This is a genomic window from Nonomuraea sp. NPDC005650 (assembly GCF_040605375.1).
GTDB lineage: Bacteria > Actinomycetota > Actinomycetes > Streptosporangiales > Streptosporangiaceae > Nonomuraea.
The window spans coordinates 1-15,918 of sequence record NZ_JBEXCR010000006.1 but is presented as its reverse complement, the minus strand read 5'-3'; the positions used below and the strand labels follow the sequence as shown (position 1 = coordinate 15,918).

General features: G+C 70.1%; 12 protein-coding genes. 5 read left to right on the top strand and 7 right to left on the bottom strand.

The window, feature by feature from the left end:
• Positions 1–73 precede the first annotated feature (73 nt).
• The 5 genes from ABZS69_RS11760 to ABZS69_RS11740 all read right to left on the bottom strand — a co-directional run bounded on the left by ABZS69_RS11760 (position 74) and on the right by ABZS69_RS11740 (position 5,990).
• Positions 74–1,372, bottom strand: a complete 1,299-nt coding sequence (locus tag ABZS69_RS11760) for a xylan 1,4-beta-xylosidase (protein WP_355369904.1) — start codon at positions 1,370–1,372, stop codon at positions 74–76.
• 168 nt (positions 1,373–1,540) lie between these two features.
• Positions 1,541–2,413, bottom strand: a complete 873-nt coding sequence (locus ABZS69_RS11755; RefSeq protein WP_355369902.1) for an NAD(P)H-binding protein — start codon at positions 2,411–2,413, stop codon at positions 1,541–1,543.
• Between the two features lie 227 nt (positions 2,414–2,640).
• Complete coding sequence (locus ABZS69_RS11750) at positions 2,641–3,777, bottom strand: mandelate racemase/muconate lactonizing enzyme family protein (protein WP_355369900.1); 1,137 nt, start codon at positions 3,775–3,777, stop codon at positions 2,641–2,643.
• The gene (locus ABZS69_RS11745; RefSeq protein WP_355370643.1) at positions 3,774–4,661 is read right to left on the bottom strand and encodes a dihydrodipicolinate synthase family protein; all 888 of its coding nucleotides are present in this window, start codon (positions 4,659–4,661) and stop codon (positions 3,774–3,776) included. The genes ABZS69_RS11750 and ABZS69_RS11745 overlap by 4 nt, the downstream gene beginning before the upstream one ends.
• A gap of 12 nt (positions 4,662–4,673) precedes the next feature.
• Positions 4,674–5,990, bottom strand: coding sequence for an MFS transporter (locus ABZS69_RS11740; protein ID WP_355369898.1), 1,317 nt, complete (start codon positions 5,988–5,990; stop codon positions 4,674–4,676).
• A 274-nt stretch (positions 5,991–6,264) separates the two neighbouring features.
• Here ABZS69_RS11740 and ABZS69_RS11735 point away from each other — a divergent pair, with 274 nt between their 5' ends.
• The 4 genes from ABZS69_RS11735 to ABZS69_RS11720 all read left to right on the top strand — a co-directional run bounded on the left by ABZS69_RS11735 (position 6,265) and on the right by ABZS69_RS11720 (position 11,594).
• Positions 6,265–6,975 (top strand): GntR family transcriptional regulator, encoded by a 711-nt coding sequence (locus ABZS69_RS11735; RefSeq protein WP_355369896.1) that lies wholly within the window; start codon positions 6,265–6,267, stop codon positions 6,973–6,975.
• A 246-nt stretch (positions 6,976–7,221) separates the two neighbouring features.
• Positions 7,222–8,223, top strand: coding sequence for a sporulation protein (locus ABZS69_RS11730; protein ID WP_355369894.1), 1,002 nt, complete (start codon positions 7,222–7,224; stop codon positions 8,221–8,223).
• Positions 8,224–8,413: 190 nt separating this feature from the next.
• Complete coding sequence (locus ABZS69_RS11725; protein ID WP_355369892.1) at positions 8,414–9,388, top strand: hypothetical protein; 975 nt, start codon at positions 8,414–8,416, stop codon at positions 9,386–9,388.
• Positions 9,389–9,518: 130 nt separating this feature from the next.
• Positions 9,519–11,594: an alpha/beta hydrolase-fold protein gene (locus ABZS69_RS11720; protein WP_355369890.1), complete on the top strand. Its 2,076-nt coding sequence runs from the start codon at positions 9,519–9,521 to the stop codon at positions 11,592–11,594.
• Here the strand turns inward: ABZS69_RS11720 and ABZS69_RS11715 are convergent.
• Both ABZS69_RS11715 and ABZS69_RS11710 read right to left on the bottom strand, forming a co-directional pair.
• Positions 11,566–13,044 (bottom strand): Nramp family divalent metal transporter, encoded by a 1,479-nt coding sequence (locus tag ABZS69_RS11715; protein WP_355369888.1) that lies wholly within the window; start codon positions 13,042–13,044, stop codon positions 11,566–11,568. The two genes, ABZS69_RS11720 and ABZS69_RS11715, sit on opposite strands and share 29 nt — an antisense overlap.
• Before the next feature lie 390 nt (positions 13,045–13,434).
• On the bottom strand, positions 13,435–14,007 hold the full coding sequence (locus ABZS69_RS11710; RefSeq protein WP_355369886.1) for a nuclear transport factor 2 family protein: 573 nt from the start codon (positions 14,005–14,007) through the stop codon (positions 13,435–13,437).
• 259 nt (positions 14,008–14,266) lie between these two features.
• On the opposite strand from ABZS69_RS11710, the gene ABZS69_RS11705 reads away from it, so the two are divergent.
• A complete protein-coding gene (locus ABZS69_RS11705) occupies positions 14,267–15,568 on the top strand; it encodes a hypothetical protein (RefSeq protein WP_355369884.1) in 1,302 nt (433 codons plus the stop codon).
• Positions 15,569–15,918 lie beyond the last annotated feature (350 nt).

Below are 15,918 nucleotides of genomic sequence, written 5' to 3'. Positions count from 1 at the left end.
GCCCCCAGGCTCCGCGCCGGGGGCGGGCCGCGACACAGGGAACGGCCCAGGGATTACCCTGGGGTTGCGCCCCTCAGCGACCGGTCCACTTGATCTCGTACGCCTTGAGCGCGTACTCCTTGCCGTCCACGGTCGTGGTCACGGCGGAGTCGGCGGTGTTGACCAGCAGCAGTTGCTGCGGCTGCGCCAGCACCCTGACCTTGGAGTCCGACGAGGTGACCTGGTCCAGCTCGGCCCCGGCGGGGAACCACTTGACGAAGTTCGCCACCAGCCGGCCGGTGTCCGTCTCGGCGCCGCTGCGCGGGTCCCACAGGCACGCCTGGCAGGCGCTGTCCTTGGTCTGCGGGTTCCAGTACAGGGCCGTGGCGGCTCCGCTCCGCGCGAACTCGATCATCGAGGCGGCCTGCACCGCGATCCGCTTGTTCTCGGGCCAAGTGGTGCCGTCCTCGGGCACGAAATACCACTCCGACCACCAGACCGGCAGGTCGCCGACCTTGTCGCGCAGCCACTTGGTGACCGCGCCGAACTTCGCCAGTGCCCCGAACTCGTCGGGCAGCAGCTCGTGCGCGTCCGTGGGCGAGGCGCCGTCGACCACGACGAAGTCGGCGCCCTTCTTGTTCTTGAACCAGTAGTCGAAGGCGTCCAGCACGTTCTGGTTGACGACCCCCCAGTCGCCGCGCAACTCGGACTGTCCGCGCTTGTTGCTGTCGAAGCCGAGGTACGGGCCGCCGATCTGGGCGTCGGGCCGGGCCTGCTTCACCGCGGCGTACACCTTGTTGTACAGCTCGGTGTAGCCCTTGTAGTCGGCGGGCTTGGAGTGGTCGCGCCAGAAGCCCTTGAACTCGTTCCAGACCATGAAGTACTTGACGTCCTTGTACCTCGTGGCCACGGCCGCCGCCAGCTTGGCGAAGTCGTCGAAGTGCTCGGGGTAGGGGGCGTCCTCCAGGTGCTCGGCCCAGGCCGACTCCTCGGTGGGGCCCTCGGGGCCGCCCTTCATCCAGTCGGGGGCGCAGCAGAGCGTGATGACGGGGACGCCGCCGGACTCCCTCATCAGGTTGATCCGGCTGTCGAGGTCCTCCCAGAAGTACTGCCCCGGGTAGGGCTCGGGATTGAGCGCTCCGAACCCCATGATGTGCTGGTTCTGCAGCATCGGGGTCTGCGAGAGCCGCCCGGCGACGTCGCGTTCGAACTGCGGGGTGATGTTGTTGGCGCTGACGCCCGTATGGGTGAAGCCCCAGCGTGGCCAGCCGTCGTCCACCTTCGGCGGCGCCTCGGGCGCCGGCTCGGACTTGGTGGGAGACTGCTGCTGCTGTTCCTGCTGGGCTCCCGTGGTCCCCTGCTCCCCGGGCCCGGCGGCAGTGCAGCCGGTCATGGCCAGCGCCATGACGGCCGCTAAGACGCTCGCTCTGCCGAGCCTCCGCAAGATCGATCCCCCGCTAGTCGATGCCACCCGGTTCTCACCTGATCCTCGCCATTGGTATACCGTCTGTAGCGTTCCATGGGTGGCCTAAAAGGGGCACATCGGGAGCAGGGTTCACAGCTAATTGTTATCCGCGAAAAGGTGTGCGTGATCTTCCGCCCATTCGGCGAACGTCCGCGCGGGGCGGCCGAGGATCTTCGCCACCTCCTCCGCCACCGGATGGGGCCGGGAGCCGGCCCTGGCGTACCTGTCCATCAGGGCCCGTACGAACGGTTGCGGCAGGCCCCTCCCGACCATGGCGCGCTCGGCGGCCTCCGGCGGGATCTCCTGGAAGCGCAGCGGCCGGCCGATCGCCGCACCGATGATCCGCACCATCTCCTCGTGGGTCATCGACCGCGGGCCGGTCAGCTCGACCCTGCGCCCGGCCAGGTCGTCGGTGAGCAGCGCGCGGGCGGCCACCTCGACCAGGTCCCGATCGTCGAGCGGCGCCTCCTGGAACGACGCGTGCACGTACCGGACGGTGTCGCCGGCGCGGATCTGGGCGCCCCAGGAGGTGACCGCGTTGGACGCGAACGAGCCGGCCCGCAGGCTGGTCCAGCTCAGCCCGCTGGCCACGGCGGCGGCCTCGGCCTCCTTGTTCCGGTCGCCGCGGAAGCGGGAGGGCTGCTGGTCGAGCGGTTCGTCGATGTTCATCGCCGACAGGGCCGCCACGCGCGTCGCGCCGCGCTCCTTGGCGAGCGCGAGCAGTTCGCCGGCGCGGTCGCCGATGACGCGCGAGTGCAGGAAGACGGCGCTGACGCCGTCCAGGTGGCGGGCCAGCGTGGCCGGCCTGGCCGGGTCGCCCTCGACGACCTCCGCCCCGGCGGGGAGCCGCGCCGCGCGAGGGTCGCGGCTGACGGCGCGGACCGCGGCGCCTTCGGCGAGAAGCAGCTCGACCAGGGGACGCCCGACGGTGCCGGTCGCGCCGGTCACCAGGATCGTGTTGTCTGTCATGCCTCCTGAGAGGCTCGCCGGCACCCGGAGTGTGACGCCGTCCAGGCGAATGTGACCCACGCCTCACCTGCGGGGAACGCACCCGCTTTCATTCACCGGGCGGTTGCGGCGGCCGGACGTCTCCCTCTTCCACGCCACCCGCCGCCCCGACGAGGCCCTCTTCGCCGGGGCGGGCGCACGGCGTGCCGGCCGGGCGGGTGTTCACCGGGCGGTTCGAGTGGTGAGCGTCAGACGTATCCGGTGGAGCCGTCCGGGCGGATGGGCAGGACGCGCTCCCAATGCACGTAGTCGTCGGTGCGCAGGGCCGACTCGTCGATCTCCACCCCCCAGCCCGGCCGGTCGGGCCGCAGCTCCAGGTAGCCGTCCACCGGCAGGTACGGGTCCGGGCACCACGTCGTGTCGTCCGGCTTGTACTCCAGCAGCTTCAGCCCGTGATGGGTGGCCGCGAAGTGCACGTTCACGGCGGTCGCCAGCGGTCCCATCGGGTTGTGCGGGGCCACGCTCGCGAAGTGCGCCTCCGCGATGGCCGCGATCCTGCGCAGCTGGGCCAGCCCGCCGACCACGCACACGTCCGGCTGGACGATGTCCGCCCCGCCGGCCGTCAGCAGGGCCAGGAAGTCCTGCGGCAGGAACAGCGACTCCCCGGTCGCGAGCGGCACGTCGAGCTGGGAGCGCAGGTGCCCCCACGCCGGGATGTACTCGGGCCTGATCGGCTCCTCGAACCAGAGCGGGTCGTACGGGGCCAGCGCGTTGCCGAGCTGGATCGCCTGGCGCGGCTCGAAGATGCGGGCGTGGGCCTCGAAGGCGAACTCCCACTCCGGCGGGCTCGTCGAGCGGATCTCGGCGAAGTAGTCGGCCGCCTCCTTGCACACGTTGCCCCACCGGCCCGCGTACAGGTCGCGCCGGTACGGGCTCAGCTTGAAGGCGGTGAAGCCGTAGCGGTCGTTCAGCTCCTGGGTGAGGTCGCGGCAGGCGGGCGGGTCGGGCGCGGTGTAGACGCCGCAGTAGACCGGGACGCGGTCGCGTACGTTGCCGCCGAGCAGCATGTAGACCGGCAGGCCCGCCGCTTTGCCGGAGATGTCCCACAACGCCTGGTCGATGGCCGCGATGGCGGCCAGCCCGAGCGCGCCCGGCGGGAAACGGGCCTCCTGGAGCAGGCGGCGCACCACGTACTCGACCCGCCGCGGGTCCACCCCCTCGATCTGCCGGAACATGTACTCCAGCACCGGCGGCAGCGCGTGGTCGGGCCCGTGGTTGTAGGCCTCGCCCCAACCGGACACGCCCTCGTCGGTCTCGATCTTCACCAGCAGCCGCGGCCGGTTGCCGACGCGCTGCATGTACGTCCGCAACGCGGTGATCTTCATGCTCCTCCTTCCTGCCAGGCGGCCAGGATCGTGGCCACCTCGTCGCGTACGGTGTCGGGCAGCGCCCGGCTGGGCGGCCGGACGTCGCGGCGGCAGAGCCCGAGCTGGGCGAGCGCCTCCTTGACGACCGACACGTTGTCGGCCGAGGCGTCCGCGCCCCGCAGTTCCTCGAACCGCCTGATCAGCTCCCATACCTCCATCGCCGCCGGATAGTCGCCCGCGCGCAGCGCGTCGCGCATCCGCAGCGTGAGCGAGGGCGCCGCGGTGACCAGGCCCGAGGTGAAGCCGCGCGCCCCGACCGCCCAGTACGCCGGCGTGTACGGCTCCGCGAGCCCGCACAACCAGGCGAACCGGTCGAGCCCGGCGTCCCGGGCGACCGAGGCGAACCTCACCGGATCGGGCACCGCGTACTTGACCCCGACCACGTTCGGGCACTCCTCGCCCAGCTGCCGCACCTCGGCCCCGCCGATGCGCGGGCTGCGGATGTAGGGGACGACGCCCAGCTCGGGCACCGCGCGGGCGATCTCGCGGTGGTAGCCCACCCAGCCCTCGCCCGACACGTACGGGTGCACGGGCTGGTGCACCATCACCATGCGCACGCCCAGGTCGCGGGCCTGCCGGGCGGACTCCACGGCCGAGGCCACGTCCAGCCCGACGCCCGCCAGCACGGTGGCGTCGTCACCTGCCGCGGCCACCGTGGACTCCAGCACCTGGCTCCGCTCGGCCGGGCTGAGCGCGTAGAACTCGCCCGTGTTGCCGTTCGGCGTGATCACGTTGACACCCGCGTCGACCAGCCTGCGCACGAGCTTGGCGTTCGCGTCGAGATCCACGGCGCCGCCCTCGTCGAAGGGCGTCACCGTGACGGCCGCGACGTCGTTCAGCACAGTACGCAAGAATCAACCTCTGCTTTCGTTCAGCGGGCGGATCTTCACCACGAACCCGTAGATGAGCGTGCCCAGGATGGCCGTCGCCCCGGCGAAGAGCATCGGCCCGGTGTAGGAGTTGCCGCTCAGCGTCAGGAAGAACCCGATGAGGATCGGGCTGATGATGTTGCCGATCTGGGAGCCGAAGTTCTGGAAGCCCGCGACCGAGCCGACCACCGACGGCGACGGGGCCACCTCGGCGGGCAGGCTGAGGATGGCGGCGCCGGCGAAGGAGTGGGCGCAGTTGCTGACCGACAGCAGGATCATGACGGCCACGTTGCCCGGCACGAACGTGGTCAGCGCGATCGTGGAGGCCAGCAGCATGCCGGTGATGATGGGGATCTTGCGGGCGCGGGCGATGGGGACGCCGCGGCGTACCAGCCAGTCGGAGAACGCGCCGCCCGCGATCGTGGCGCCCACCCCGAGCAGGGCCGGGATCGAGCCGAACACGCCCAGCTGCAGGATCGTGAAACCGCGGTCCTCCACCAGGTAGCTCGGGTACCAGGTCAGGAAGAACGCGCCGGTGGCCGAGCGGCAGATGTAACCGAGCACCAGCCCCCACACGGTCGGATAGCGCAGCAGCGAGACCCAGCGCACCTTCGGCCCGGTCTCGGGCACGGCCGCGTCGCCGCCCTCGATGTAGTCGAGCTCGGCCTGGGAGATGCGCGGGTGCTCCTGCGGCTGGCGGTAGATCATCAGCCACCCGACCACCCAGAACAGTCCGAGCGCGCCGATCACCACGAACGCCGCCCGCCAGCCGAAGGCCGCGATGAGCCCGGTCACCACCGGGACCGACAGGGCCACGCCGACCTGCTGGCCGGTGTCGAACAGGCTGGAGGCCAGCGCCCGCTCCCTACGCGGGAACCAGGCGGAGACCACCTTGATGTTGGCCGGTTGCACGGGTGCCTCGCCCATGCCGAGGCCGAGCCGGCAGACGATCAGCGAGGCGAACCCGCCGGCCAGCGCGGTGGCGGCGGTCCACAACGACCACCACACGACGGCGATGGGATAGATGAGGCGGGGGCCGAACCGGTCGAGCAGCCAGCCGGAGGGCAGCTGGAAGATCGCGTAGCTCCAGAAGAACGAGGAGAGCAGGACCCCCTTCATGGTCTGGTCGAATCCCAGCTCCTGCTGCATGTAGGTGCTGGCGACGCTGAGGCTGGACCGGTCGAGGTAGGCGATCGTCAGGCCGAGGCCCGACATCGTGATGATCGTCCAGCGGAGTCGGGACCGTGCGGGTCGCGCTGTCGCGGGCACGGCGGGGGCGGGCATGGCGGAGTTAGACTGCATTTCGAGCTCCATGCTGCAGGTCAGTGCAGTGGCCACGCGGGACCGCCGGATCGCGTTCCCGGCCGGCGTCGTTGGCGCGACGCCCTCCGGTGTTCCGTCCGGTCCAGCGCGTGGTGAGCCGTCATCACCGGTGTGGCCCGTGTCCGCGGGTCACACCGGACGGCTCTCTTTTTCGTACGGGCTCCCTTCGTGAAGTCCCTGAAGTCGTTAATTGACGCGACTGTAACCGAAACAGCGGTCATATACGAGATGCGATGTAAGATATCTTCTGGTCATGAGCATCGCGTCACCCGTCTTCGGCGGGCAGCCCAGGTCAATGTCCTCGCGGGGCACGGTGGTCCTTGAGGCGATCAAGCACGCGATCCTGACCGGCGCGCTCCAGCCGGGCCAGCCCCTGGTCGAGACCGACCTGGCCCAGCAGCTCGGCGTGTCGAAGACGCCGGTGCGTGAGGCGCTGAAGACGCTGGCGGGCGCCGGGCTGGTCACGATGAGCGAGTACAAGGGCGCGACGGTGCGCACGGTGGACACGGCGCTGATGGAGTCGGTCTACGACCTGCGCCTGCTGCTGGAGCCTGAGGCGGTCTCCCGTACGGTCCAGCGGGGCGCCGACCTGGCCCCGGCCGCCGACGCCCTGCGCCGCGCCGACGAGGCCGCCGACCGGGCCGATCGCAGCCTGGCCAACCGCGACTTCCACCGCGCCCTCTACGCCGGCTGCGGCAATCCGCTGCTCGTCTCCACCCTCGACTCCCTGCGCGACCAGACCGCCCTGATCTCGGCGGCGGCGTGGAGCCGGGCGGCGACGTGGGAGCGCGAGGCCGAGGAACACCGCGGCATCCTGCGCGCGGCCCAGTCCGGCGTCGCGGCGCAGACGGCCGACCTGCTCCGGGACCACATCTGCCGCTTCGTCGACCGCGTCAACGCCTCCGGCGGCCTCACCCCACCCCCCGCCGCCACCCCCGACCCCACCCCCGACCCCAGCGCTTGACCCCCGGCCTTTGACCGTCGCCCGACGCCACGGCCCCGCGCCTGCACCACTGCGCTCGCCGCGTCGTACGCCGCTCCTCGGCGCAGAGGCCGTTGTCCCGTGCTTCGTCCGCCGTGGCGCATGCGGGTCGCAGGGAAAAGCGACATAGCGGGCAAGCCCCGGCCGGCGGAACTCCAGACCCGGCGTTGATCGTTGTGGCCAGCGGCAGACAACCCAACCCGATCTTGCAACAGGGAGAACAGAGCCGTGGTCTTCAAACGGATGCTGGGTGCTTTCGGCGTCGGCGCGCCTTCGGTGGACACCGTACTGTCCACCCCGAGGACCCAGCCGGGCGGCACGCTGCGCGGGGAGGTACGACTCAAGGGCGGCGACTTCGACGCCGAGATCGAGCACGTCACCCTCGGCCTGGTGGCCAGGGTCGAGATCGAGCACGGCGACAGCGAGCACGGCGGGCTCGGCGCGTTCGCCAGTTCGCGGGTCTCCGGGCCGTTCACGCTGCGTAAGGGCGAGGACCGCGTCATCGGGTTCGAGCTGCCGGTGCCGTGGGAGGCGCCGATCAGCGAGATCGGCGGGCAGCCGCTGACCGGGATGGCGATCGGCGTGCGCACCGAGCTGGCCATCGCCAAGGCCGTCGACAAGGGCGACCTCGACATGATCTCGATCGAGCCGCTGCCGTCGCAGCTGCGCATCCTGGAGGCGTTCCTGGGGCTCGGGTTCGGGTTCAGGTCGGCCGACCTGGAGGCGGGGCACCTGTATGGGGTGCACCAGCAGTTGCCGTTCTACCAGGAGATCGAGTTCTACCCGACCGGCCACTACGCCGGCCGGGTGGGCGAGGTCGAGGTGACGTTCGTGGCCGACCCCGCGGGGCTCGAGGTGGTGCTGGAGGCGGACAAGCGTTCCGGGCGCTACTCGTCGAGCGACGCGATCGGCCGTTTCCACGTCAGCCACGACGACGCCCTGCGTACCGACTGGGCGGGCGAGCTGGGCCGCTGGCTGGACGGCCTCGCCCAGTACGGGCCCGTCCACCACGGCGGCCACTACGACCCCCATCACGGCGGGCACTACGACCCGCACCATGGTGGCCACTACGACCCGCACCACCACGGCGGCCACCACGAGGAGCGCCGCGGTCCGGGCTGGGGCACGGTGGCCGCCGCCGGCGCCGCGGGCGTCGTGGGTGGCCTCGTGGCGGGGGAGATCGTCGAGGAGATCTTCGAGGGGGACGAGGACGAGGGCGGCGACTGGTAACCCGTTTGTCCTGCTCCCGCGGTGGCCGGTGACCCCGGTCGCCGCGGGCGGCTCCGCGTGCCCGCAGAGAAACGCTCCGCGATCATAACCGTGCAACCACGCTGTAAGTGGGACGAAAGCGTCGCCAATAGGTTGTAGATCGTTACCCGATCGAGTCCGATCTGAAGGAGCCGACGTAATCAGCACCACTATGTGGAGCGAACTGCGCATCACCTCCGCGCCGCAGCTGTCCATCTCGATCTCGCCACACCTGACCGCCCTCGCGATGATCGCCGACGCCCTCGCGGGCCGCCGCCGCGGTCTGCCGGAGCTCTGGCGCAAGGCGATCAGGGCGCGAGTCAGCCCGCAGGGGCACCAGGCGGTGCGCCCCCTGGCCGCCCCCGGCTACTCGGTGGTTCCCGACAGCATCGTGCCGCGGACACCCACCAGCGGAGACATCTCCGTACAGGCCCAGCTCGGCGCCCTGCGCGACCTCTCGCCCGACAGCCTGTCCAGGGATCTGGAGCAGGCGTTCGGCCAGGGGCCGGTGCCCATTCACTGGCGTTCGGCGGCCGAACGGCCCGACCGCTGGCTGCACGGCTACGCCGACGCCCTCGGCGCCGTCTGGAACACCACCGAGCCCGTCTGGCGACGGGCCCGCGCGCTGCTGGACAGGGAGGTCCAGCGTGTCGGCATCGCCGCCGTCCGCGGCGGCCCCGAGCTGCTGCTCGGCGCTCTCAACAGCCGCATCATGTACGGCGAGCGCGGGCTGCTCATCGCCGACGTGGAATCGAGCACGTTCGAGCTGGGCGACCGGAGGATCGTCCTGGTGCCGATGCTGGCGGGCAAGGACGCCGTCATCGTCAGCCTGGACCACGACGAGGCCGTCTGGATCGCGTACCCGGTGCCCGGAGCGGAGACGCTGTGGCACCGGCCCGTCGCGCCGGCGTTCGACGACTTGTCGGCGCTGGTCGGGCCGGTCCGCGCGGATCTGCTCGTCGCGATCGGCCAGCCCATGACCATGAGCATGCTGGCGGCCGGCATGCAGGTCGCGCCCAGCAGCATCACGTACCACTGCGACCGGTTGAGCGCCGCCCAGCTGATCACCAGGGAGCGGCGCGGGCGCGAGGTGTGGATCACCCGCACCCGGCGCGCGGAGGAACTGCTGGAGATGTTCGGCCGCTGAGCCGGGGGCGCGCCGGGCCACCCGCCCGGCGCGCCCCCGCCGGAAGGCGGTTGACACGGCCACACCTTCACCACGAAACTCTCCCGAAACACCGCAAGGTGCGTACTGTAAACGTTTACGGGAGCGGTTGATGCGCAAACCCCGCTGGATCGCCGTGCTCGCCGTCCTGGCGTCACTGTCCTTCCTGGCCGCGCCGGGCGAGACGGAGGTACGGGCGGGCGGCACGCTGACCGCCGGCTCCGCCCCGTCCCAGGCACTGGGCGAGAACATCGCCTACAACGTCTACCTGCCCAGCGGCTACGACCGGGGCAGCGACCGCCACCCCGTGCTCTACCTCCTCCACGGCCGGGGCGACACGATGCAGGCCTGGACCCGGGTCAAGACCCTGCTCGACGACATGATCCGGACCAAGCGCATCCCGCCCGTCATCGCCGTCATGCCGGACGCCCCCTGGAGCGAGCGCGGCGGCTGGTACGTGGACTCCCGCTACACCGGCGCCGACCTGCCCGGCAGGCCGATCGAGACGGCCCTGACCAAGGACCTGGTGGCGTACGTGGACGCGACGTACCGTACGGCGCCCATCAGGGAGGCCCGCCTGGTCGGCGGGTACTCGATGGGCGGCGCGGGCGCGCTGCGGTTCGCGCTCGCGCACCAGGACCTGTTCAGCGCCGCCGCCGTGCTCAGCCCGGCCGTCTACACGCCGCTGCCGCCGTCCGACTCCTCCGCCCGCGACTACGGGGCGTTCGGCGAGGGCGGCGCGAAGTTCTCCGACGAGGTCTACCGGGCGCTCAACTACCCGGCCCTGCTGCCGAAGCTGGACGCCGACCTGCCGGTGCGGCTGTTCGTGGCGGTCGGCGACGACGAGTACGCCAACCCGGACCCCGCCGACGCCCGCCACGACCTGGACTTCGAGTCCGCCGCCCTCTACAACGCCGCCCGGCGCTCGCCCGCGCTCTCCGCGCAGCTGCGCGTCATGGACGGCGGCCACGACTGGACGGTCTGGGAGCCCGCGTTCGAGCAGGCCATGGCCGAGCTGGGCCCGGGCCTCAGCGTCACGCCGCCGACCGGCCTGCCTGCCCCGCTGTACGGAACGGCCGGCCCCGACTGGGCCGGGGGAGTGGCGGCCCACGCGGACGGCTCCCTGACCATCGGGTACGCGGCCGGCGGGAACGCGGTCCTCACCCGCGTCGGCGGCTGGACCAAGCAGCTCGGCACCCCGGCCGACGAGCGCCTGTACGGCGTGGCGGCCCTGCCGGACGGCGGCGTGCTGGCGGCCGGGTACACCAAGGGCGACCTGGACGGGCGGCACGCGGGCAACACCACGGACGACGCGTTCGTGGCCAACCTGGATGCGAGTGGAACCGTCCGCTGGGTCACGCAGTTCGGCGTGCCGGGCGTGGCCGACCGTCTCTACGGCCTGGCCGCCGCGCCCGACGGCGGCGCGTACGTCGTGGGCTACACCAAGGGCGCGCTGGACGGCGCCAACAGCGGCGACAAGGACGCCATCCTCGCCCGCCTCGCCCCGGGCGGCGAGGTGTCCTGGATCCGCCAGTACGGCGGCGCGGGCGAGGACAAGGCCTACGGCGTCGCCGTGGATGCCTCGAACGTCTACGTCACCGGCGGCGCGAGTGCCGCCCTGCCATCCACTGGGCCTGGCACGACCGCGCCCGGCGGGTGGCTGGCCGCGTTCACGACGGACGGCACCAGGAAGTGGGCCGTCACGGCGGGCGGCAGCGCGAGCGACCGGCTGAACGCGGTGGCCGTCACCACGACCGGCCTGGCCGTGGCCACGGGCGGCGTCGGCGGGCACGCGTACACCGCCGCCTACACCGGCCAGGGCAAGCAGCGCTGGCAGCACACCCTCACCACCACCGGCACCGACGCGGGCGCCGCCGTGGTCCCGCTCGCGGGCGGCGAGGTCGAGGTGGCCGGCTACACCCGCGGCCGGGTGGGCGTCCAGGCGGGCGGCGCCGACGTCCTGACGCTGCGGCTGGACGGCAGGGGCAGGCAGAGCGCCGCCGCCCAGCTCGGCACCGCCAGGGACGACGGCGTGGACGCGTTCAACGAGCCCAACCTGTACGCGACCGCCACCCCGTCCGGCGAGGTGGCGATCACGGGCCTTACCTACGGCACCCCGAAGGGCGCCGACGCGCCGGGCAACGGCGACGTCTTCCTCGTCAGAACGTCACCAGCGGGTCTCCGATGAAGTCGGCGATGAAGTTCACGAAGAAGAAGCCGAAGAACAGGAAGTTGAGCACGAGGATGACGTAGTGCCACGGGCGCGGGCGGGCCGGGCGCGGCAGCTTGCTGTTCAGATACATGAGCAGGAACGGGTAGATCAGCGCGCCCAGGTTCGACATGTTGGCCGACCACTCCACCAGGCCGACCGGCAGCGACTGGAAGATGATGATCGAGATGGCGACCAGCAGCAGGAGCATGAACGGGTAGTAGAACCGGCGCGGGTCGCCCGCGATCAGGGCACGCAGGCGCGGGCTGCTGGCGTTCGCCGCGTCGGTCGTGACGCGTACCATCGCCTCGAAGATGCCGAGCTGGGTGGAGAAGAGGATCAGCACGCCGACCACGAGTGCGGCGTAGAAGCTCACCGGCCCGTACTGGTCGCCGAGCGCGCTGGCCACGAACGTCGGCACGTTCGCCCGCGTGGGCTTCTCCCCGGCGATCGCGACGGCCTGCGCCATGAGGATCGTGGGCAACAGCATGCCGAGGATGGCGCCGACGAAGAACACGCCCCACATGTCGGTCAGCAGCAGCCGGTACCACCTGCGCCACAGGCCCCGGTTGAGCTCGTCGTCGGGGAACGTGAGGCCGCTGGCCAGGATCTCGCGCCGCTCGCCGCGCAGGCCGGAGATGTAGCCCACGCGGTGGCCCATGCCGTAGCCCTTGTCACGGTAGTGGCCCATGACGTACCAGTTCAGGCCCGAGGCCAGCGCGGTGAACCCGGCCAGGGCGCCCAGCTGGGTCGCCGTGATCCCGGCGGGCGGGGCGGCCGGGGTGAGGAAGCCGCGGATGCCCTCCCACCACTGGCTGAACGGCACCACGAGCAGGTCGACGGCCAACAGGGCGAGGAGGATGGTGCCGACCATCACCCAGTTGGCCAGTTCGAGCACGCGGCTGATGCGCTTGGCCCCGGCGGTGATCAGGAACACCAGCACCAGCAGGCCGATGGCCCACCAGCGAGGTTCGAGGTCGTCGGCCGCCGGTGGCACGCCGTGGACGAGCGCGTACACGCCCTGACCCGCCGACGCGGCCCACCCGCCCGCGATGAACGCGAAGATCACGATGAGCACGGACAGCGGCACCCACAGCGGCCACCCCGGCGGCACCCGCCCCCAGCCGACCACGGGCGTCTCGCCGGTGGCCAGGACGTACCTGGAGCACTCGACGTTGTAGAACGTCTGCAACAGCGCCGACACGACGATGACCCAGCCGACGCCGACGAATCCGTACTGGCCCACGTTGAGGGGTCCCAGTAACCACTCGCCGCTGCCGATGGAGATGCCGAGCGCGATCAGGCTCGGGCCTATGGCGTACTTGAACAGTTCCTTGGTGCCGATCTTAGAGACCTTGAAGACCTCTTCCGGCGTGGGTAGGTCGGTGACTTCGAGATCCGGTCGGCTTACTCCGAGTGGGTGCGACATCTCACTGCCTCCTGCCGCCAGGGTGATCCTCAATCCGGACGGCTACAAGACCCAAATGCCATACAGCATCCAGAATCCCGCCATACAGAATCCCACCCCACTCCCGCACCCCGCCCTCCACTCCCCGCCCTGCTTCGTGCCCTGCGCCTTGGCCTCCGTGTCCTGCGCCCCGGGCCTCTGCATTCCTTGGGCTGCGAGGCCCTCCGGTTCCGCGCCCTCCGGTTCCGCGCCCCGTGCCCCGCACCCCGCACCCCGCGCCATGCCCCCTGGCTCCGTGCCCTGCGTTCCGTGCCTCTGCATCCCTTGGGCTGCGGGGCCCTCCGGTCGTGTGGTCCTGTGCACTGCGCTGTGCGTCCTCGGAGCCCTGAGGTCCTGCGCGTCGGGGCCCGATCAGGCGTACTGCAGGTCAGCCCGGACGATGCGCCCGCCGGCGACCGTGAAGTCGTAGTGCGCCCGCCACCCGCCAGAGCCGCTGGGCGCCCAATGGACCAGGAGCTTCTGCCCGTTCGCCCGCCGCTCAACGATGGAAACGACCTTCAGGGTGCCCCCGATCACCTCGGCGCGCGCCCACTCGCGGATGGCGTCGTGCCCACGGATGGAGCGGGCGACGTCGATGACCTCGCCGTCGGGGGCGAAGGCGGCGACCAGTGCGTCCAGGTCACGGGCGTTCACGGCATCCGCATAGGCCCGCGCCTCCGGTGCCACACCCACAGGCGCACCGATGCCAGAGCTCGCCGATGTGGACCCGCCGGCGGTGGAGCTCGCGGTGGGGGCAGTCGCGGGGGCGGTCGGCGGGCCGGTGGTGGGACTGGTTGTGAGGCCGGTGGTAGGGCCGGTGGTGGGGCGGGGCGCGAGGCCGGTGGTGGGGGCGCCGATAGGAGCAGCAGTACTGCAGGAGCACGCCAAGAGCGCGCAGGCGGCCAGCGCCGCCGCCCACCGCCCGCGCAGAAGTCGCGTCGTCATGGTGGCGATGATGCGGCGCCCAGGTGAGGCCGGTCCAAGACCTGGCGTCATAACCAAAAGCTATCGCCTCGGGAACGATCTTCCCAGGAGCGACATCAGCGCTCATCTGGCCGCATCTGACGTCAGCTGAGGACATAAGCGAGCGATCTTGGTTGAGGGTGTCGACAAGTGACGAGAGGTTCCGGGCGTGCCGTTACGCCGCGTTACGGTCCTAACTACTTAGAGTGACAAAGTCACTTCGTGATAACGGGGGGAGATCATGAAAGTCAACTTCATAGCAGCCGGGGCCGGTGGTGCGCTAATCGTCGCCGCCGCGCTCGTTGGGATGGCCGGCCCGGCCAGTGCCGCCACGGGCGATCTTTGCGTATCCGATGTCTGGAGCACGCTGAAGATCGACAAGACGGGCGTGTACGCCGGCCGCCGCGATGCTAACGCCTGTGACAAGCACGACGGCTCGTACCGTAAGCACAAGGACGAGAAGAAGTATTACGACGCCGACTCGTACGAGAAGGACTACGACTCGTACGACCGGGAGAAGAAGGATTACGACTCCAACGTGAAGGAGGATTCCTACCAGAAGGATGACTCCTACGCGAAGGAGGATGCCTACGAGAAGGACAACTCGTACGGGTACGGCGACCACGAGAAGAAGTTCGACGAGAAGAACTACGACGCCGACCGGTACGAGAAGGACTACGACTCCTCCGACTACGGCCGGAACGAGAAGCAGTACGACGACAAGAAGTTTGACTTCTCCGACTACGACGAGAAGAACTTCGACGACAAGAAGTACGACTACTCGGATTACGACGAGAAGCAGTACGACAACAAGAAGTTCGACTCCTCCGACTACGACGAGAAGCAGTACGGCGACGAGAAGTACGACTTCTCCGACTACGACGAGAAGAACTACGAGTCCGACCGGGACGAGAAGAACTACGAGTCCGACCGGGACGAGAAGAACTACGAATCCGATCGGGACGAGAAGGACTTCGACTCCTACGAGTCCGACCGGGACGAGAAGAACTACGAATCTGACCGGGACGAGAAGGACTTCGACTCCTACGAGTCCGACCGGGACGAGAAGAAGTTCGACAAGAACCAGCATGAGAAGAAGTTCGACAAGAAGAACTTCGACTACGGCGACTACGAGAAGTCGTACGACTACGACCGGTCTGAGATGGACGTCGACTCCTACGACTACGACCGGTACCAGAAGGACAGCGACGAGAAGAAGCGCTACGACGGGTTCGAGAAGGACTACGACTCCTACGGCTACGACGAGGATAAGTACGACACCAAGAAGTTCGACGACTACGACTACAACTACGAGAAGAAGTTCGACTCCTCCGACGACGACCGGCAGGAGAAGAAGTTCGACTCCTCCGACGACGACCGGCACGAGAAGCGCTTCAACAAGCACGACGACGACGACTTCGACGACGACCACGGGCAGAGGCACCACCACCACTGGGGGTGGCCCAACGACTGGAGCCACTACGGTTGGTGGCCCCAGCACGCAGGCTGGGGCCTCGACTGGCCCTGGGTTGCTCGTTTCTGACGGGCGGCTTGATTCGGGTTCCCGGGGACGCGTCGCGGCGCGCCCCGGGACCCCACCCCGCCGCACATTCCCACCCCTGTAAACCGATCTCCGCAGCCGAGTGCTCGATATTCGCACTCAGCGCTTGATGGGAATGTGCGCCCCTCCTCAAAACTCTCCGCGAAAACTCTCCCCGCCACCATCCACGCCGCTGCCCGAGTCGCTCTCCGCACCGCGGTCCATGCTGCTGCTTGAGTCGCTCTTCGCACTGCAGTCCATGCTGCTGCTTGAGCCGGTCTTCGCGCCGCCCCTCGCGCCGCCCCTCGCGCCGCCCCTCGCGCCGCCCCTCGCGCCGCCCCTCGCGCCGCCCC